14 protein-coding genes are annotated in these 15,711 nt (G+C 71.3%); 8 read left to right on the plus strand and 6 right to left on the minus strand.

What is annotated here, in order from left to right; translation table 11 throughout:
* Window positions 1–59: 59 nt before the first annotated feature.
* Window positions 60–1,034, minus strand: a complete 975-nt coding sequence (locus ACQP2O_RS30195; protein WP_433170894.1) for a VOC family protein — start codon at window positions 1,032–1,034, stop codon at window positions 60–62.
* Window positions 1,031–2,035, minus strand: coding sequence for a fumarylacetoacetate hydrolase family protein (locus ACQP2O_RS30200; RefSeq protein WP_433170896.1), 1,005 nt, complete (start codon window positions 2,033–2,035; stop codon window positions 1,031–1,033). Before ACQP2O_RS30200 ends, ACQP2O_RS30195 begins: the two co-directional genes overlap by 4 nt.
* Window positions 2,036–2,403: 368 nt before the next feature.
* On the opposite strand from ACQP2O_RS30200, the gene ACQP2O_RS30205 reads away from it, so the two are divergent.
* From ACQP2O_RS30205 to ACQP2O_RS30235, 7 genes are all read left to right on the plus strand, one after another.
* Window positions 2,404–3,528: an FAD-dependent monooxygenase gene (locus ACQP2O_RS30205; RefSeq protein WP_433170898.1), complete on the plus strand. Its 1,125-nt coding sequence runs from the start codon at window positions 2,404–2,406 to the stop codon at window positions 3,526–3,528.
* Window positions 3,529–3,545: 17 nt separating this feature from the next.
* Window positions 3,546–4,586 carry an amidohydrolase family protein gene (locus ACQP2O_RS30210; RefSeq protein WP_433170900.1) on the plus strand — a complete coding sequence of 347 codons (1,041 nt, stop codon included), beginning with the start codon at window positions 3,546–3,548 and terminating at the stop codon, window positions 4,584–4,586.
* Window positions 4,583–5,698: a cyclase family protein gene (locus tag ACQP2O_RS30215; protein ID WP_433170902.1), complete on the plus strand. Its 1,116-nt coding sequence runs from the start codon at window positions 4,583–4,585 to the stop codon at window positions 5,696–5,698. The genes ACQP2O_RS30210 and ACQP2O_RS30215 overlap by 4 nt, the downstream gene beginning before the upstream one ends.
* On the plus strand, window positions 5,695–7,077 hold the full coding sequence (locus ACQP2O_RS30220; RefSeq protein ID WP_433170904.1) for an FAD-binding oxidoreductase: 1,383 nt from the start codon (window positions 5,695–5,697) through the stop codon (window positions 7,075–7,077). Before ACQP2O_RS30215 ends, ACQP2O_RS30220 begins: the two co-directional genes overlap by 4 nt.
* Window positions 7,078–7,079: 2 nt before the next feature.
* The gene (locus tag ACQP2O_RS30225) at window positions 7,080–8,042 is read left to right on the plus strand and encodes a fumarylacetoacetate hydrolase family protein (RefSeq protein ID WP_433170907.1); all 963 of its coding nucleotides are present in this window, start codon (window positions 7,080–7,082) and stop codon (window positions 8,040–8,042) included.
* Between the two features lie 277 nt (window positions 8,043–8,319).
* A complete protein-coding gene (locus ACQP2O_RS30230) occupies window positions 8,320–9,429 on the plus strand; it encodes a LysR family transcriptional regulator (RefSeq protein ID WP_433170909.1) in 1,110 nt (369 codons plus the stop codon).
* Between the two features lie 35 nt (window positions 9,430–9,464).
* The gene (locus ACQP2O_RS30235; RefSeq protein ID WP_433170911.1) at window positions 9,465–10,244 is read left to right on the plus strand and encodes an SDR family NAD(P)-dependent oxidoreductase; all 780 of its coding nucleotides are present in this window, start codon (window positions 9,465–9,467) and stop codon (window positions 10,242–10,244) included.
* A 157-nt stretch (window positions 10,245–10,401) separates the two neighbouring features.
* Here the strand turns inward: ACQP2O_RS30235 and ACQP2O_RS30240 are convergent, their stop codons facing one another.
* The 4 genes from ACQP2O_RS30240 to ACQP2O_RS30255 form a co-directional block, all read right to left on the minus strand.
* A complete protein-coding gene (locus ACQP2O_RS30240; protein WP_433170913.1) occupies window positions 10,402–11,925 on the minus strand; it encodes an MFS transporter in 1,524 nt (507 codons plus the stop codon).
* Window positions 11,926–11,936: 11 nt separating this feature from the next.
* Window positions 11,937–12,350: a VOC family protein gene (locus tag ACQP2O_RS30245; RefSeq protein ID WP_433170915.1), complete on the minus strand. Its 414-nt coding sequence runs from the start codon at window positions 12,348–12,350 to the stop codon at window positions 11,937–11,939.
* A 1-nt stretch (window position 12,351) separates the two neighbouring features.
* Window positions 12,352–13,122: an SDR family NAD(P)-dependent oxidoreductase gene (locus tag ACQP2O_RS30250; RefSeq protein WP_433170917.1), complete on the minus strand. Its 771-nt coding sequence runs from the start codon at window positions 13,120–13,122 to the stop codon at window positions 12,352–12,354.
* A 245-nt stretch (window positions 13,123–13,367) separates the two neighbouring features.
* Window positions 13,368–14,807, minus strand: a complete 1,440-nt coding sequence (locus ACQP2O_RS30255; RefSeq protein ID WP_433170920.1) for a purine-cytosine permease family protein — start codon at window positions 14,805–14,807, stop codon at window positions 13,368–13,370.
* Between the two features lie 170 nt (window positions 14,808–14,977).
* Between ACQP2O_RS30255 and ACQP2O_RS30260 the strand changes: the two genes are divergently transcribed.
* Window positions 14,978–15,706 (plus strand): GntR family transcriptional regulator, encoded by a 729-nt coding sequence (locus ACQP2O_RS30260; RefSeq protein WP_433170922.1) that lies wholly within the window; start codon window positions 14,978–14,980, stop codon window positions 15,704–15,706.
* Window positions 15,707–15,711: the final 5 nt, after the last annotated feature.

Genomic DNA, 15,711 nt, shown 5'->3' on the forward strand with positions numbered 1-15,711 from the left:
TCCGATCCTCGCGGGGTCCGCTCCCTCCCTGGCGGGCCCCGCGAGGAGGTTCCTTCCCGTCATACCGGCGGTGCGGTGAACAGCACGTCCGGGTCGTTGAACTGCTCCTTGGCGACCACTTCGCTCATCGGGGCGGCGGTGCCCCACTGGTCCTGCGTCACCGGGTCGTCGACGTCGTGCAGACCGGGATGCCAGGTGTCCTCCTCGATCACGGCGAGCTCGGTCGTGTACTCGACCGTGTTGCCGTGCGGGTCGTGGAAGTAGGAGAAGGTGTTGTCACCGGCGAGGTGCCGCCCCGGTCCCCAGGTGAGCCGCGTCCCGGCGCGCAGGGCCCGGCCCGTGCCGCGCATGTACTCCTCGACACCGCGCATCTCGAACGACGCGTGGTGCAGGGAGGCGTGCGGGCCACGCGCGATCGCGAAGCTGTGGTGCAGCGGGCTGCACCGCAGGAAGTACATGAGGTCGCCCATGTGCGTGCTGTACAGCGTGTCGGACAGCCGGAACCCGAGGTGGCGTTCGTAGAACGCGCGGAGCAGGGCCGGGTCCGGGGAGTTCACGACGCAGTGCGAGAGGCGTACCGGGATCGCCTCGCGCTCTTCCAACCTGCGATGCCCACGGATGGCGACGTCGGCGGACACCTCGACGACACGACCGTCGATGTCGAAGAACCGCAGTCCGTACCCGCCGCCGGGGGTGTTCAAGGGGCCGGGCTCCGCGATGATCCGGACGCCGGCGGCGATGAGGCGCTCGGCGAGTTCGTCGACGTCGGCCACGCTCGCCGCCCCGAAGGCGACCAGGTCCATGCGCTTGCGCTCGTCCGCGCGGATCCGTACGACGTACTGTTCGGGGCTGCCCTCGGCGGCGAAGAACGCGATGCCGGTGTCGCTCGCGACCTCGGTCAGACCCCAGGTGGAGCCGTAGAAGGCGCGCTGCGTGGCGAAGTCCGGCACCGCCAGGTCCACGTGACGCAGGTGGGTGACGGGCTGGAAGCCGGCGCCGCTCATCGGTGGCCCGTCTTCGGGGCGGTTCGTCATCGGGGTTCCTCCGGGGTACTCGGGTCGGCGACGCAGGTGTTGCGCTGGACGCCCAGACCGGTGATCTCCGCTTCCAGCACGTCGCCGGGCCGCAGGAACACGCCCCAGTGCGCACCGTTGCCGGCCGGGGAACCGGTGAGCAGCAGGTCGCCCGGCCGCAGGGTGGTGGTCGCGGAGGCGTACGCGATGAGGCGGGGGATGTCGAAGATCATGTCCTTGGTCGACTCGTCCTGCCGTACGACTCCGTTGTGCCGGAGGGTGATCCGCACGTCCGACGGGTCGGACACGAAGGCCGCAGGGACCAGGAACGGGCCGGTGGGCAGGAAGGTGTCGGCGTTCTTGGCGGTGAACCAGTCGGTGCCGATCGCCTTCAGATCCGGCCGGTAGAGCCGGTCGCGGGTGGTGATGTCGTTGCAGATCGTGTACGCGGCCACGTGCGCCATCGCGTCCGCGCGCCGGATGTGACGCCCCTCGCGGCCGATGACGAGGGCGAGTTCGAGCTCCCAGTCGTGCTGCTCGCCGAGCGCGGGCAGGATCACCTCGTCGTACGGCCCGCAGACGGCACGCGGGCTGCCCAGGAAGATGTACGGCACGCCGGAGCGGGCCCGTTCGTCCATCATCCGCTCGGCGTCCGCCCGGGCCTCCTCGGGCGTCGCGCCGTGCACGCTCTCCCGCTCGGCCGCGACCAGGTCGACGACGTGGCGGCGGTAGTTGGCCCCGCTCTGCAGGATCTGACCGGGTTCGATCGGCGCGAGGATCCGCAGGTCGGCGAGGTCGTGCCAGGTGCCGCCGGGGTCGCCGGCGAGCGCGGTCAGATGGGCCTGCGACGCGTCCCAGTCCTCGAACAGGTCGCGGGTCCGGGCCGCCACGTCGGACAGGTCGTGCACCCGGCGCCCGGTCACCAGACCGGGGAACGAGGCGGGTGCGGCACCGCCGGCGCCGTTCGCGGCGAACGTGCCGAGCGCGTACGGACCGGCGTGCCGGGGCAGGGGATCGGGCACGAGTGCTCCTCGTACGGAATGACGGTCGTGCTTGGAACGCTAGGCCGCCGCGGAAGACGGCGGAAATATCCATCCGCGATGCCAGGCATCACCGGCCCGATCCGGCCGGAACGTTCCAGGTCGGCGCGTGCATCGCCGTGCCGGATGGATGACGTGTCCGTCGCCGATATCTGCATCCGTTGACCGCGCGACGGCCGCGCCAGCAGGGTCGGACCAGAGCGTCCCCCCGGTCCGGCCCAGGAGTCCAGGTGATCGTCGAGCATGCGGAGACCGGCCGTCCACGACGGCCGGCGGGCCGACGCCCCGGAGCGGTCCCGCGCCGGGCTCGCCGGCCGATACCCGTTCCCTTCTTCCCGTAAGGATCGCCCATGGCCGTCTCGAAGGTCCTCGTCGTCGGGGGCGGCATCACCGGGAGCGTCCTCGCGCTCGCACTCGCCCGGCGCGGTGTCGACGTGGAACTCGCCGAGATCTCGCCTCGGTGGTTCGGCGTCGGGCACGGCATCACCCTCCAGGGCAACGCCCTGAAGGCCCTGCGGGCCGTCGGCGTGCTCGACCGGGTGCTCGCGCACGCCGTGCCGTTCGACCTGCTGCGGCTCCGCGACGCCGACGGATCGCTGATCGTCGAACTGCCCACCCCCCGCACCGGCGGCGACGACCTGCCCGCCACCGCCGGGGCGCTGCGGTCGGACCTGCAGGACACGCTGTGCGAGGCCGTACGCGCGGCGGGCGTGCGGGTCCGCCTGGGACTCAGCGTGTCGGCCCTCGACCAGTCCGCCGATCAGGTGACGGTGGCCTTCACCGACGGCACGACCGGCCGGTACGACCTGGTGGCCGGCGCCGACGGCCTGCGGTCGCACGTGCGCGGCCTGATCGGGATCACCGCCGAACCGCGGCCGGTCGGCATGAGCATCTTCCGCGTGGTGGCGGACCGCCCCGCCGAGATGGACTGCGCGGAGGTGTACTACGGCGGTCCCCGCTACAAGGCCGGCTACAGCCCGATCTCCACCGGCCAGTGCTACGCCTACCTGCTCGACGAGAACCTCGACGCGTCGCTGGTCGGCCCGCGGGCACCGCTGCCGCTGCTGCGCGAACGCGGCGCCGGCTACGGCGGCACGTGGGGCCGGATCCTCGCATCGCTGCCGGACGACACCGCCGTGGACTACCGATGGATCGAGGCCGTCCTCCTCGAGAGCCCCTGGTACCGCGGCCGGGTCATCGTCATCGGGGACGCGGCCCACGCCTGCCCTCCCCTGATCGCGCAGGGCGCGGCCATGTGCGCCGAGGACGCCGTCGTCCTCGCCGAACACGTGACCGCGGAGGTGCCCGTGGAGACCGCGCTGAAGGACTTCATGGCCCGGCGGATGCCCCGCGTCCGGACCGTCCTGGAGAACTCCCTGCGACTGGCCGAATGGGAGATCCGCCCGGAGACGCCGGGTGCCGACCCCGCCGGGATCATGTCCGAGACCCTCGCGTTCCTCCAGGCCGCCGCATGAGCGAGCGGAGTGGCCGCGTGAGCGGAGAACGGAGCATGGGCGGCCTCGAGCGCAGGACGGCCGGGACCGTCGTCGACTTCCACGGGCATCTGGCGGTGCCGGGCGCCGACGCTCTTGTGGCCGGGACTCCCGGTCTGGCCGGCGAGCTGGCCGCCGAGCAGCGGGCGCATTCGCCGGAGAGCCTGGCCGTCAACCGGGAGCAGCTCGACCGCCTGCGCCCCCGCCTGACCGACGTTTCGGTCCGGCTGGCCGACCTCGACGCGATGGGGGTGGACGTCCAGGTCGTCGGCCCGATGCCGATGCATCACTACTGGGCGGACCGAAGGCTCGCGGAGCGGCTCGCCCGTACCGTCAACGAGGCCGTCGCCGCGCACTGCGCCGAGGCCCCGGACCGTCTCGTCGGACTGGGCACGCTGCCGATGCGGCATCCCGATCTGGCCGTGACCGAGCTGGACCGCGCCGTCCGCGAGAACGGGCTGCGAGGCGTCAGCGTCTCCACGACCGTCGACGGGCGGGAGCTGGCGGATCCGGCCCACGCCCCGGTCTGGGCCCGCGCGGAGGAGCTCGGCGCGCTGGTCTTCGTCCATCCGTGGGGCTGCTCGCTCGGCGAACGCCTCGCCACCCGGTATCTCGGCAACACGGTCGGCCAGCCCGTCGAGACGGCGGTGGCGCTGTCCCACCTGATCTTCACGGGCGTGCTCGACCGGTTCCCCTTGCTTCGGCTGGTCGTCGCGCACGGCGGCGGCTACCTGCCCACGTACATCGGGCGATCGGACCACGCGTGGTACGTGCGCGAGGACGCGCGCGGATGCGCGCTGCCGCCGAGCGAGTACCTGCGCCGGATGTGGTTCGACGCGCTCGTGTACACGCCGCGGGCGCTGCGGCATCTGGTGGAGGCCGTCGGCGCGGACCGCGTCGTGCTGGGCACCGACCACCCGTTCGACATGGGGATCGACGACCCGGTACGGCGGCTGGACGCCGCCGGGCTCGACCCGGCCGCGCGTGCGGCGATCGCGGGCGGCAACGCGCTGCAACTGCTGACGAAAGGACAGGGATGACGCTGGGACCGATCGAGGAGGAGCTCGCCAAGGCCCGCGGCGCGTACCGGAACTGGGGCCGGTGGGGCGAGAACGACGTGCTCGGCACGCTGAACTTCCTCGATGACGCCAAACGCGCCCACGCCGCCGGCCTGGTGCGCCGGGGACGGCCGTTCTCCCTGGCCCAGGAGTTCAACGAGGACGGCCCGCAGCGCGGATTCCGCGGCCGGATAAACCCGGTGCACTACATGAAGGACACCGGCACCGACGCCGCCAGCGAGTCGCAGGGCTTTCCGCACGGGTTCGGCGGCGCGGACGACCACGTCGTCATGCCGTTGCAGGCGAGTACCCAGTGGGACGGCCTCGGTCACATCTTCGACCGCAAGCGGGCCTGGAACGGCCGCCCCTGCACGATCGTCGACGGCGCCGGCGACCACGTCACCGGCATCGAGCACATGGCCGACCGATTCGTGGGCCGCGGGGTGCTGCTGGACGTCGGCCGGGCGTTCGGCGACCCCGGCCCCGGGCGGATCCGGTCACGAGAAGACGGCTCCGCCGAAGGTCACCGGCCCGGCCCCGGGCCGGTCGGGTCGGAGCCGGGCCGGAGCCGGGCTGGCTCCGGGCCGGTCGGGTCGCGCGCAGACGGCTCCGCCGAAGGCCGCCTCCCCGGCGGCGAGCTCCCCGACGGGTTCGCGATCCACGAGCGGCATCTGCTGGCCACGATCGAGGCGCAGGGGCCGACCTCGACCGTCCGCCGTGGCGACATCGTCCTGGTCCGCACCGGGCAGCTGGCCCGCTGCCGCCGGGACGGCTGGGGCGAGTACGCCGCCGGGCCCGCGCCGGGCCTGTCGTTCACCACGCTGGGCTGGCTGCACCGTACCGAGATCGCCGCCGCGGCCACCGACACGTGGGGCTTCGAGGTGCGCCCGTATGAGTTCGACGGGCCGTGCATGTCCCCGCTGCACCAGATCGCGATCCCGAACATGGGACTCCCGCTGGGCGAGATGTTCGACCTGGAGGAGCTGGCCGACGACTGCGCCGCCGACGGCGTGTACGAGTTCCTGCTGATCGCGGCACCGCTGCCGGTGACCGGCGCGGTCGGCGCCCCCGTCAACCCCATCGCGGTCAAGTGAGAGGGGCGTTCACCGGGCGCCTGCACCTGCCCGGCGACGGCGGCTACGAGGACGCCCGCGTCGGACGGGTGTTCAACGGGCGCCGTCCAGAGCGCCGACCCGCCGCGGTCCTCGAGGCGGCCTGCGAGCAGGACGTCGTCGAAGGGGTCCGGCTGGCGGCCGAACACGGCTGGCAGGTGGCGGTACGGTCCGGCGGGCACAGCTGGGCGGCCTGGAGCGTGCGCGACGCGGCGCTGCTGCTCGACCTCGGCCGATTTCGGGAGATGACGTACGACCCCGCGACCGGGATCGTGACCGCGACGCCGTCGGTCAAGGGCGGCGACGAGCTCAACCCCTTCCTCGGGCGGCACGGCCGTTTCTTCAACGGCGGCCACTGCCCGTCGGTCGGCATCGGCGGGTTCCTCCTGCAGGGCGGTCAGGGCTGGAACGCCCGGGGCTGGGGATGGGCCGCCGAGAACCTCACCGCGATCGACGTCGTGACCGCGGACGGTGAGCTGGTCCGCGCGGACCCCGAGCGGAACGGCGACCTGTTCTGGGCGGCGCGCGGCGCCGGACCCGGCTTCCCCGGCGTCGTCACCCGCTTCCACCTGCGGACGCGGCCGCTGCCGAAGGCGATGGCGCACACGGTCCACGCGTACCCGCTCGGCCTGTTCGACGAGGTCATGACCTGGCTGCACGCAAAGCACCACCAGGTCTCGAGCCTGGTGGAGATCGTCGCGCTGACCCAGACCCCACTGGAGCCGATCCCCGGTCACGACTTCGGTCCGGTCCTCCTCGTGACGGGCGTCGCCATGACCGACACACCGGAGGAGGCCCGCGCGGTCCTCGCGCCGCTGCACGCGTGCCCGTACGCCGACCGGGCGCTCCTGCGCGTCGAGGCGAAGCCCACCGACCTCGCCGAGCAGATCGCGATGCAGCGTCTCGCCAACCCCGAAGGCCACCGGTACCTGGTCGACAACGCCTGGCTGCGCGGCACCGCCGAGGAGGTCGTGCCGGCGATCCGCCGGGCGTTCACCGAGCAGCCGACGCCCGGCACGTTCACGATCTGGTTCAGCATGGCGCCGCTGCGCGAGCTGCCGGACATGGCCTTCTCTCTGCAGACCGAGATCTACTCGGCGACCTACGTCGTGTACGACGATCCCGCCCGCGACGCCGAGCTTCGCGCCTGGCTGGCCGCCGCGATGGCGGACCTGGAACCGGTGACCGCCGGCCAGTACCTCGGCGACTCGGACTTCACCGTCCGGCAGCTGCGGTTCATGGGCGACGCGCAGTGGGAGCGGCTGCGGGGCATCCGGGCCGCCCGCGACCCCAAGGGACTGTTCGCCGGCTACCTGACGGCCGGCGACCCGGTCCGGAACACCAACCACTGGGAGCGATAGGCATGCGTTTCGTCACGTACGAGCACGAGGGGGCCCGGCGGGCCGGAGTGGTCGAGGGCACCGGGATCCATCCGCTGCCCGATGGGCGGACGGTGCTGTCGCTGATCCAGGCGGGCGCCGGCGCGCTGCGGGAGGAGGGCGAGCGCGCCCGCGAACGGCCCGCGCGGATCCAGGTCGGAGACGTACGGCTGCTGCCGCCGTTCGCCCCGCCGAGCATCCGGGACTTCGTCGCCTTCGAGGCGCACATCGAGGGCGTCTCCCGCAGCCTGGACGGCCTGGAGTCGGTGCCCGAGGTCTGGTATCGGGCTCCGGCCTTCTACTTCACCAATCCCCATGCCGCCGTCGGCGCGTACGACGGCGTGCGGATGCCGGCCGGCTGCTCGGTCCTGGACTTCGAGCTGGAGGTCGGCGCGGTGATCGGCCGATCCGGGACGGACCTGACCCCGGAGCAGGCCCGCGACCACATCGTCGGTTACCTCATCTTCAACGACTGGTCCGCCCGCGACCTGCAGAAACCGGAGAAGGAGCTCGGGCTCGGCTTCTCCAAGGGCAAGGACTTCGCCAACACGCTGGGCCCCTGGCTGGTCACCGCCGACGCGCTGGAGGGCCACCGGGACGGCGACGGATACCTCGACCTGGAGATGACCGTCTCGATCAACGGCACTCTGATCGGCCGTGACACGCTCGCCAACGCCTCGTGGACGTTCGAGGAGATGGTCGCGTACGCCTCCCAGGACACCTGGGTACGGCCCGGTGACGTGCTGGGCTCCGGTACGTGCGGCTGGGGCAGCCTCGCCGAGATCTGGGGCCGGGTGGGCGAGCGCACTCCCCCGCCCCTCTCCCCCGGCGACGAGGTCACCATGACCGTCGAGGGCATCGGAACGATCAGCAACCGGGTACTGCCGGGACGCACCGACGTCTACCTGCCGCGGGCCCGCAAGCGCGGCCGTACGCCTCGCCCGTGACCGGCGCGCCGAGGGATGAGCGGCCGGGCCGCGCAGGAATCGGGAACCGCCGGGCTGCCCGGAAATCGGAATCCGCCACCAGGCTGCCCGGGCCTCCGGATTCGCCACCGGGCTACATGGGCATCGGGATTCGCCGCCGAGATCGGCAGCCGTGCTGCCTGGCATCGCGGCGGCCGATCCGGCGCACGAGTTGCCTCCGCGGTCTTCTCCTGCCCATAACCGCTGATTACGCTCACGTTTCAACGATGTCCAGCGGAACGGGCCGGAGGGAACGTCCATGGGTCTCGGCGCGATCGATCTCAATCTCCTGGTGGCCTTGGAGGCCCTCCTCGAGGACCGCAACGTCACCCATGCGGGCATGCGGCTGTCCACCAGCCAGTCGGCGATGAGCGGGTCGCTGGCCCGGCTGCGCCGCCACTTCAACGACGAGCTGCTCGTTCGGGTGGGCCGGGAGTACGAGCTGACGCCACTGGCCGAGCGGTTGCTGCCCATCGTCCAGGAGACCCTGCGCAACGCCGAGGAGGCCTTGTCGCTGACGAAGCAGTTCGACCCGGCCCGCAGCCACCAGCGCTTCTCGATCGTGATGTCGGACTACGCGATGTCGATGTTCGTAGAGCCCCTGCTGCAGATCATCGCGCGGGAGGCGCCGGGGGTACGGATCGACTTCCACCCGCTCATCCCGGGGCAGCCGGAGAACGAGACGCATCTGCGCTGTCATGACCTGATGGTCGTGCCGCTCGGCTACCGTCTGCCGGGCATCAGCGAGACCGTGATGCACGACCGGTTCGTCTGCATCGTCGACCCCGGCAACCCGTACCTCCGGGACGGCCGGCTGACTCTGGGCGACCTGGCCGCCATGCCGCACGCGGTGGCGGGCTTCGGCAAGAGCCCCACACCGGCGGACCGCCAGCTGGAGACCCTGGGCATCGTCCCGAAGGTCCAGGTCAGCACGCCCGGTTTCAGTGTGCTGCCGTTCCTCGTGGCGGGCACCGACCTGGTCGCGCTGGTGCCCGAGCGGCTGGCCGACCGGTACGCCGTGTTCACCCGATGCGTCGCCGTCCCCACCCCGTTCCCGGACGTTCCGCTGGTCGAGGCGATGTACTGGCACCACAACCGGCACACCGACCCGGGCCACCGATGGTTGCGCGAGATCGTCGGGCGGGTCGGCACCGCACTCGACGAACCGACGGCCGCCACACCTACCGAACCGACCGCCGCCACACCCACCGAGGCGACCGCCGCCACCCTCATCGAGTCGGAAGCCACCACCCCTGCCGAGTCGGCGGCCACCACCTCAGCTGAGGCGGCGAGTCCGGTGGACACCAGCGACGACGCGGATGGCAGCCATCGTGAGAACGCGTTTCCCACCCTGATCCACGCTTCCTAACGTGTGACGGGAGGACCGGCGAACAGGAGGATCGCGTGGGCAACCGCCTTACGGGCAGGACCGTCGTCGTCACCGGTGCCGCGCAAGGCCAGGGAGCGGCGGAGGCCGAGGTCCTGGCGCGCGAGGGGGCCGCGGTGATCGCCACCGACGTGCTGGACGAGGCGGGCGAGAAGCTCGTGGGGCGCCTGCGGGCCGACGGCCTGGACGTGGCCTACCGCCATCTCGACGTGACGCGGCCGGGCGACTGGGACGCGCTGGTGGACTGGCTGACACCCGATCACCTGCCCCTGCACGGGCTGGTCAACAACGCCGGAATCCCGATGCGGGCCCGTCTCGGGTCGGTGACGCTGCCGGACTGGGATCACGCGTTCGCCGTCAACACCACCGGGCCGATGCTGGGCATGCAGGCGCTCGCCCCGCTGATGACCGGCGGCGGATCCATCGTCAACGTCGGCTCCGTCGCCGCGCTCACCGCCCACCACGCCGTCGCCTACACCGCCAGCAAGTGGGCCCTGCGCGGGCTGTCCAAGGTCGCGGCCCTGGAGCTGGCGGGCAAGGGCATCCGGACGAACGTCATCCATCCCGGCTACATCGAGACGCCGCTGATGGAGACCGCCGACCCGGTCTTCACGCGGGCACACCTGTCCATGACGCCACTGGGCAGGCCCGGCACCTGCGAGGAGGTCGCTCCGCTGGTCGCCTATCTGCTCTCCGACGAGGCCGCGTACGTCAACGGCGCCGAGATCACGGTCGACGGCGGCTACGCCGCGCACGGCGGCGTCAAGGCCATCACGAACGCGCTCGACGCGCGATAAGAACGGCGCGAGGCATCGCCGCGGACGTCACGGCGGCGGGAGGACGCGACGCACCGGCGGTATCAGGCATCGCTGCGGACGGCCTGCGGGCGGCGCGGCATCACGTGAAAGGGGGCCGATCCCGGCGAGGATCGGGCCCCCTTTCCGGTGCGGCGCCTCAGGCGGGCAGGGGGTCGGTCGCCGTCGCGTCCACGGTTCGGCCCGAGGAGTCCGGTCGTACCACCACGACGGTGATCACCGCCCCGACCAGCGAGGCGATGCCGCAGACCACCATGCCGACGCTCAGGCCGTGCGCGAGCGCCGACCGGGCCGCGGCGTGCGCGGTCGCGCCGACGGCGGGGACGTTGACGACGGCCAGCGGACCGCCGGCGTGGTTCACCGCCGCGCCGGCTCCGCTGAGCTTTCCGGCGAGCGCCGAGGACGCGACGCCCATCGCGACCGCGCTGATGACCGCCGGGCCCAGCGCCTGGCCGAACTCGCGCACCAGGCTCGTGGCCCCGCTGGCCATCCCGGTCAGGTGGATCGGCACGGCGTTGACGGCCGCGGCGGTCAGCGAGCTCACCACGAAGATGAACCCGACGCCCAGCAGCAGCACCGGTCCGATGAAGGCGGGCAACGAGGTGGTGGTGATGGGGATCGCGGAGAGCCAGAACTGTCCCGCGGCCATCGGCAGCAGCCCGGCCAGCAACAGCCAGCGGGGGTTGGTCTGGCCGAGCAACCGGCTGAGGACGGGTGCGAGCAGCAGCGGGATGGCCTGCAGGATCACGAACGGGAGCCCGGCGCGCAGCGGGCTGAGGTGCATCACGGCGCCGAGCCGGATGCTCACGCAGTACGCGGTGCCGATGAAGCCGAGCATGCCGACGAGGGCGACGCCGGCCGCGCCCGCGAAGGCCGGGATCCTCAGCAGGGCCAGGTTCATCATCGGCGCGGCGGACCGCAGTTCGGCGACGACGAAGGCGATCAGGAAGACGCCCGCGATCACGAAGGCGGCGACCACGGCACCGTTGCCCCACCCCATACTCGATCCCTGGATGACCGCCCACAGCACGGCGAACAGCGCGACGGCGACGCTGATCTGACCGGGCCAGTCCAGCGAACGCCCGTCAGGGGCCTTGGAGTCGGTCACGAATCTCCAGCAGACCACCGCCGCGACCAGACCGATCACGGCGGGGGGCGCGAACGCCCAGCGGAAGTCGCCGCTCTCGGCGATGCCGCCGGAGAGCAGCGGTCCCAGGGCGGACGCGATCGAGATGCTCAGCGCCCAGGTCGACAGTGCCTTGGCGCGGGCCTGCGACTCGGGGGTGGCGGCGGCGATCACCGCGAGGGAGGACGGGAACAGCGCCGCCGCGCCCATGCCGGCCACCGCCTGCCCGATCCAGAGCCAGTGGATGTTCTGGGCGGTGGCGTTGAGCAGTTCACCCACCGCCAGTACCAGGCCGCCCAGGACCAGCAGCCGCTTTCGCCCGAACATGTCCCCGACGACACCGAAATTGAGCTCCAGAATCGCGGTCGGCAGAATGAACGCCGACGTCACCCAGGCGACCTGCGATCCCGAAGCGCCGAACGCGCTGGTGATCGCGCCGTTAATGGGCGCCGGAATGGTGATGCACATCTGCGCGATGGCGACGGCCAGACAACAAGCGACCAGAGTGCCGCGGTCGAGTTTCGCCGGCGTGGTCATGTTCCCTCTTTTCAGCCGCTGTTCTTTTCGATGAGTTCGATGAGGTTCCCCTCGGGATCGGCGACCCAGGCCATCCGGATCCCCGGTTCGGGCGACGGCCCGGGCTTCATGACCTCGTCGGCGCCCTGCCGGATCAGGGCCTCGTACACCGGCTCGAGATCGGGCACGGCGAGGGCGAAATGCCCGTACCCCTCGGTCAGGGCCGCCGTCAGCGGGTCGGGCGCGCGCAGCCCGGCAGCGGATCCACGCCGCGCGAGCAGTTCGATGCGGTACCCGTGCGGGCTCTCGAGCACGACGGCGGACAGGCCCGGTCCCTCGAGCGTGAACTCGAAGACGGTACGGAGGCCGAAGGCCGTGCTGTACCAGGCCGTGGCGGCGGCGAGGTCGCGGACGTTGATCCCGACGTGGTCGAAGCGCGCGGCCACGTCAGCCCGCCATCGCGCTGTCGCCGCCGTCGACCATGAGATCGGCCCCGTTGACGAAGGACGCCTCGTCGGAGCAGAGGAAGGCCGCGACCCGGGCGATGTCCTCCGGTCGGCCGATCCGTCCGGCGGGGATGCGCTTCTCCAGGTGCTCCCTCGGCCCGTCCGGGTCGTCCAGGAACGGCGCGGTGGCGGCCGTGCGGGTCATGCCCGGGGAGATCGTGTTGACCCGGATCCCGTGCGGGGCGCCGGCCGCGCACAGGTGCCTGCTCATCGCCAGGACGCCTCCCTTGGCGGCGCCGTGCGGGACCATCGGCATGAACGGGGCGCCGCGTACGGCGGCGACGGAGGCCACGTTCAGCACCACCCCGCCGCCCCGGGCGATCAGGTGCGGCCAGGCCGCCTGGGTGCAGAAGTACGGGACGTCCAGCTCGTTCCGGACGGTGAAGTACCAGTCCTCGGCCGGCATCGTCGCGAACGGGCCGTTCCGCAGCGCGGAGGCGTTGTTGTAGAGGATGTCGAGACCGCCGAACGCGCCGACCGCCGCGTCGATCCAGGTCCGCGCGCCCTCCGGGGTGGAAAGGTCCACGGGGGCCAGGGACTTCATCACTCCGCCGGCCTTCTCGACCGATGCGACCGTCTCGGCGTCGGCCTCTGGATTGATGTCGCAGCCGAAGACCGTGGCTCCTTCGGCAGCGAAAATCTCCGCCGCCGCTCGGCCAATTCCCGCACCGGTACCGCTGATCAACGCGATTTTTCCGGCCAGCCGTCCCATAACCCGCCCTTCGCCGAAGACCGCCGGAACACGGCGGGCTTGTAGCGTAAATTTCGCCGCTTTCGCGGGACAAGGCGCGGCGCGGGAAAGGGGCATCGGCCCTCTGAATGCCTGGTATGACGTTGATAACTTCCCACCGGCGGCCGAAGCGGCCGTGGCCGCGCGTGATCCGTGACACCGGCGCTTCAAAGCGCGAGAGCGCCGGCGAGGCGGAAGCCTCGCCGGCGCGCCGGACGTACGCCGATCTACCCTGCCTGGACCGACGATGCTCCCGAGTCGGCGGGCACGGCGCTACTCCCGCGCCCGCCCAAGTACCCCGACAGCGGCGAGAGGCGGTACGTGAGGAGGTACACGGCGGCGGCGACGGCCGCGCCGACGTAGTAGGAGACGTCACCGAGGCCGGGGTGGGCCTTGGCGATCGGGCCGGTCCACACGTTGGACACCCAGAACGGAAGGGACGCCGCGCAGCCGATCAGCCAGGCGAGAAAGCCCCACTCGAAGGTCCGCGAGCGGTCGTACAGTTCGTTGATCTTGTTGACGCGATCGGTGAGGAAGTAGTCGAGGAAGACGACGGTCACCCAGGGCGCGATGAGGTAGCCGGACGCGACGAGGAAGTCGTGGAACTTGGTGTAGATGTCACCGCTCAGCCACAGCGACAGCACCATCGTCAGGACGGTCGCGACGATCGCCGCGGTCCTGCGGGACACCGGCACCCGCAGCGTCAGCAGGGAGATCGCGCCGCCGTACAGGTTGAGCCCGTTCACGGGGAAGGTCGAGACGACGATGGTGAGCATCGCCAGCGGGGCGAAGCCGCCGGTCAGATGCTTGACCGACTCGATGACGCCGGCCTTGCCCGCCGCGCTGGCGACCAGGGCGCCGATGGCGCCGAGCCAGAAGATCGCACAGAAGTTGCCCGCCGCGGTGTTGAGCCGCACGCGGCGGCCCGGTGTGTCGGCGGGCAGGTATCGGGAGTAGTCGGAGGCGAAGGGCGCCCAGGCGAGCAGGAAGGAGAAGAAATACCCGGCGGAGGTGATCCAGCCGCCCGCCACACCGACGTAGAAGGCCGCGTGCGGATTGGCATGCATGGTCCAGTGAGCCTTGGTCAGGGCCACGATCGTGATCGCGAGGAACAGGACGCCGAGCAGGACGCTGCCGATCCGGTTCACAAAGTGGATCATGTTGTACCCGAACACGACCAGCAGTCCCTGCCCCAGCGAGATCGCGACGATCCCGACCCAGAACGGAACCGGCAGCAGTTCCTTCAGGGCCTGCGCGCCGATGATCGTGTTGACCACGGCCCAGCCCACCGCGGCGAAGACGTTGACGATCGCCACGGGCGGATAGTTGCCGTAGTAGCCGAGCGCCCCGCGGGCCTGTACCTGCTGTGGCAGGCCGAGCCGGGTGCCCATGGCGGCGAGCACGCCCATGAGCAGGGCGCCCGCCGCGGTGCCGACCGCGATGGCCAGCAGGGCCTGGGGCAGCGACAGCCCGAAGTAGATCGGCCAGAACCCGAGCAGGAGCAGAGGCAGGGTGAGGTTCCCCCCGAACCACGTGAAGAACTGTGAACTGGGCCTGCCATGCCGTTCGGCGTCGGGAATGTGGTCGACGCCGTACGGCTCGACTTTGGCGATGGCGTCACGGTAGCCGCGGTCCCCCGTGTCAGCAGCAGAGTCGATGTGGGCCATAGGGCGCTCCGTATCTCGATCGACTTGCATGGTAGGCACGAGGTTCAACCCAGATCGTCAGCGATGTCAATAGCTCGGCGCGAATTCGGGTAGCGCGATCTACCTGGGAAGAAGGTAAAGCTCCCGGAACGTCTTGACGGACAGCGACGATCAACTTACCGTCTCGTACCATGCAAGAGTCCTCCAGAAGAGCCGATCCCGGGAGACGGGCGCGACGCAACGGCGGTGTCAGCATCCAGGCCGGCGTCGCCGACAAACTCCGCCGGAAGATCACCATGGGCGACCTCACCCCCGGGTCGGGCCTGTCCGAGGTGGCCCTCGCCGAGGAGTTCGGCGTCAGCCGCACGCCGATCCGCGAGGCTCTCAAGCAGCTGCAGACGGAAGGGCTCGTCGAGATCCGGCCGCGCGTGGGCACCTTCGTCTCCACGCCGTCCCGGCGGGAGATCACCGAGCTGTTCCAGATGAAGGAGCTGCTGGAGGCCGCCGCCGCCCGCCTGCTGGCCTTCCGCGGGCAGGTTCCCGAGCTCGATCGGCTCCGCGCCAGCGTCCGCGCGGCCGACGCGGCGGTCGCCGCCGGTGACGTGGAAGGCTACGCCGAGCTGGTGCACGAGTTCCACGAACTGCTCATCGAGGGCGCGGACAACGGCAAGCTCGAGGCCCACTACCGCGTCCTGATGAACCAGCTGGCATACCACCGCCTGGTGCGCACCTCCCTTTCGCAGCCCAGGCGGCTTGCCAACTCGAACGCCGAGCACCACCGCGTCCTGGAGTACATCGAGGCCAAGGACGGCGACGGCGCCGAACGCGTGATGCGTGAACACGTCCGGGCGAGCCATCAGGCGCTCGTGGCCGGAATCGAGACCCAGGACCGCGCCAGCGCGGATGAAGAGGAAAGGTGACCCCC

This window comes from Actinoallomurus sp. CA-150999, from assembly GCF_050942425.1.
Classification (GTDB): domain Bacteria; phylum Actinomycetota; class Actinomycetes; order Streptosporangiales; family Streptosporangiaceae; genus Actinoallomurus.

Excerpts from the sequence above, each read along its gene's own strand:
- ACQP2O_RS30230 (WP_433170909.1), top strand. The coding sequence starts at position 8,320 with ATGGGTCTCGGCGCGATCGATCTCAATCTCCTGGTGGCCTTGGAGGCC.
- ACQP2O_RS30205 (WP_433170898.1), top strand. The coding sequence starts at position 2,404 with ATGGCCGTCTCGAAGGTCCTCGTCGTCGGGGGCGGCATCACCGGGAGC.
- ACQP2O_RS30255 (WP_433170920.1), bottom strand. The coding sequence starts at position 14,807 with ATGGCCCACATCGACTCTGCTGCTGACACGGGGGACCGCGGCTACCGT.
- ACQP2O_RS30260 (WP_433170922.1), top strand. The coding sequence starts at position 14,978 with ATGCAAGAGTCCTCCAGAAGAGCCGATCCCGGGAGACGGGCGCGACGC.
- ACQP2O_RS30225 (WP_433170907.1), top strand. The coding sequence starts at position 7,080 with ATGCGTTTCGTCACGTACGAGCACGAGGGGGCCCGGCGGGCCGGAGTG.
- ACQP2O_RS30240 (WP_433170913.1), bottom strand. The coding sequence starts at position 11,925 with ATGACCACGCCGGCGAAACTCGACCGCGGCACTCTGGTCGCTTGTTGT.
- ACQP2O_RS30250 (WP_433170917.1), bottom strand. The coding sequence starts at position 13,122 with ATGGGACGGCTGGCCGGAAAAATCGCGTTGATCAGCGGTACCGGTGCG.
- ACQP2O_RS30195 (WP_433170894.1), bottom strand. The coding sequence starts at position 1,034 with ATGACGAACCGCCCCGAAGACGGGCCACCGATGAGCGGCGCCGGCTTC.
- ACQP2O_RS30215 (WP_433170902.1), top strand. The coding sequence starts at position 4,583 with ATGACGCTGGGACCGATCGAGGAGGAGCTCGCCAAGGCCCGCGGCGCG.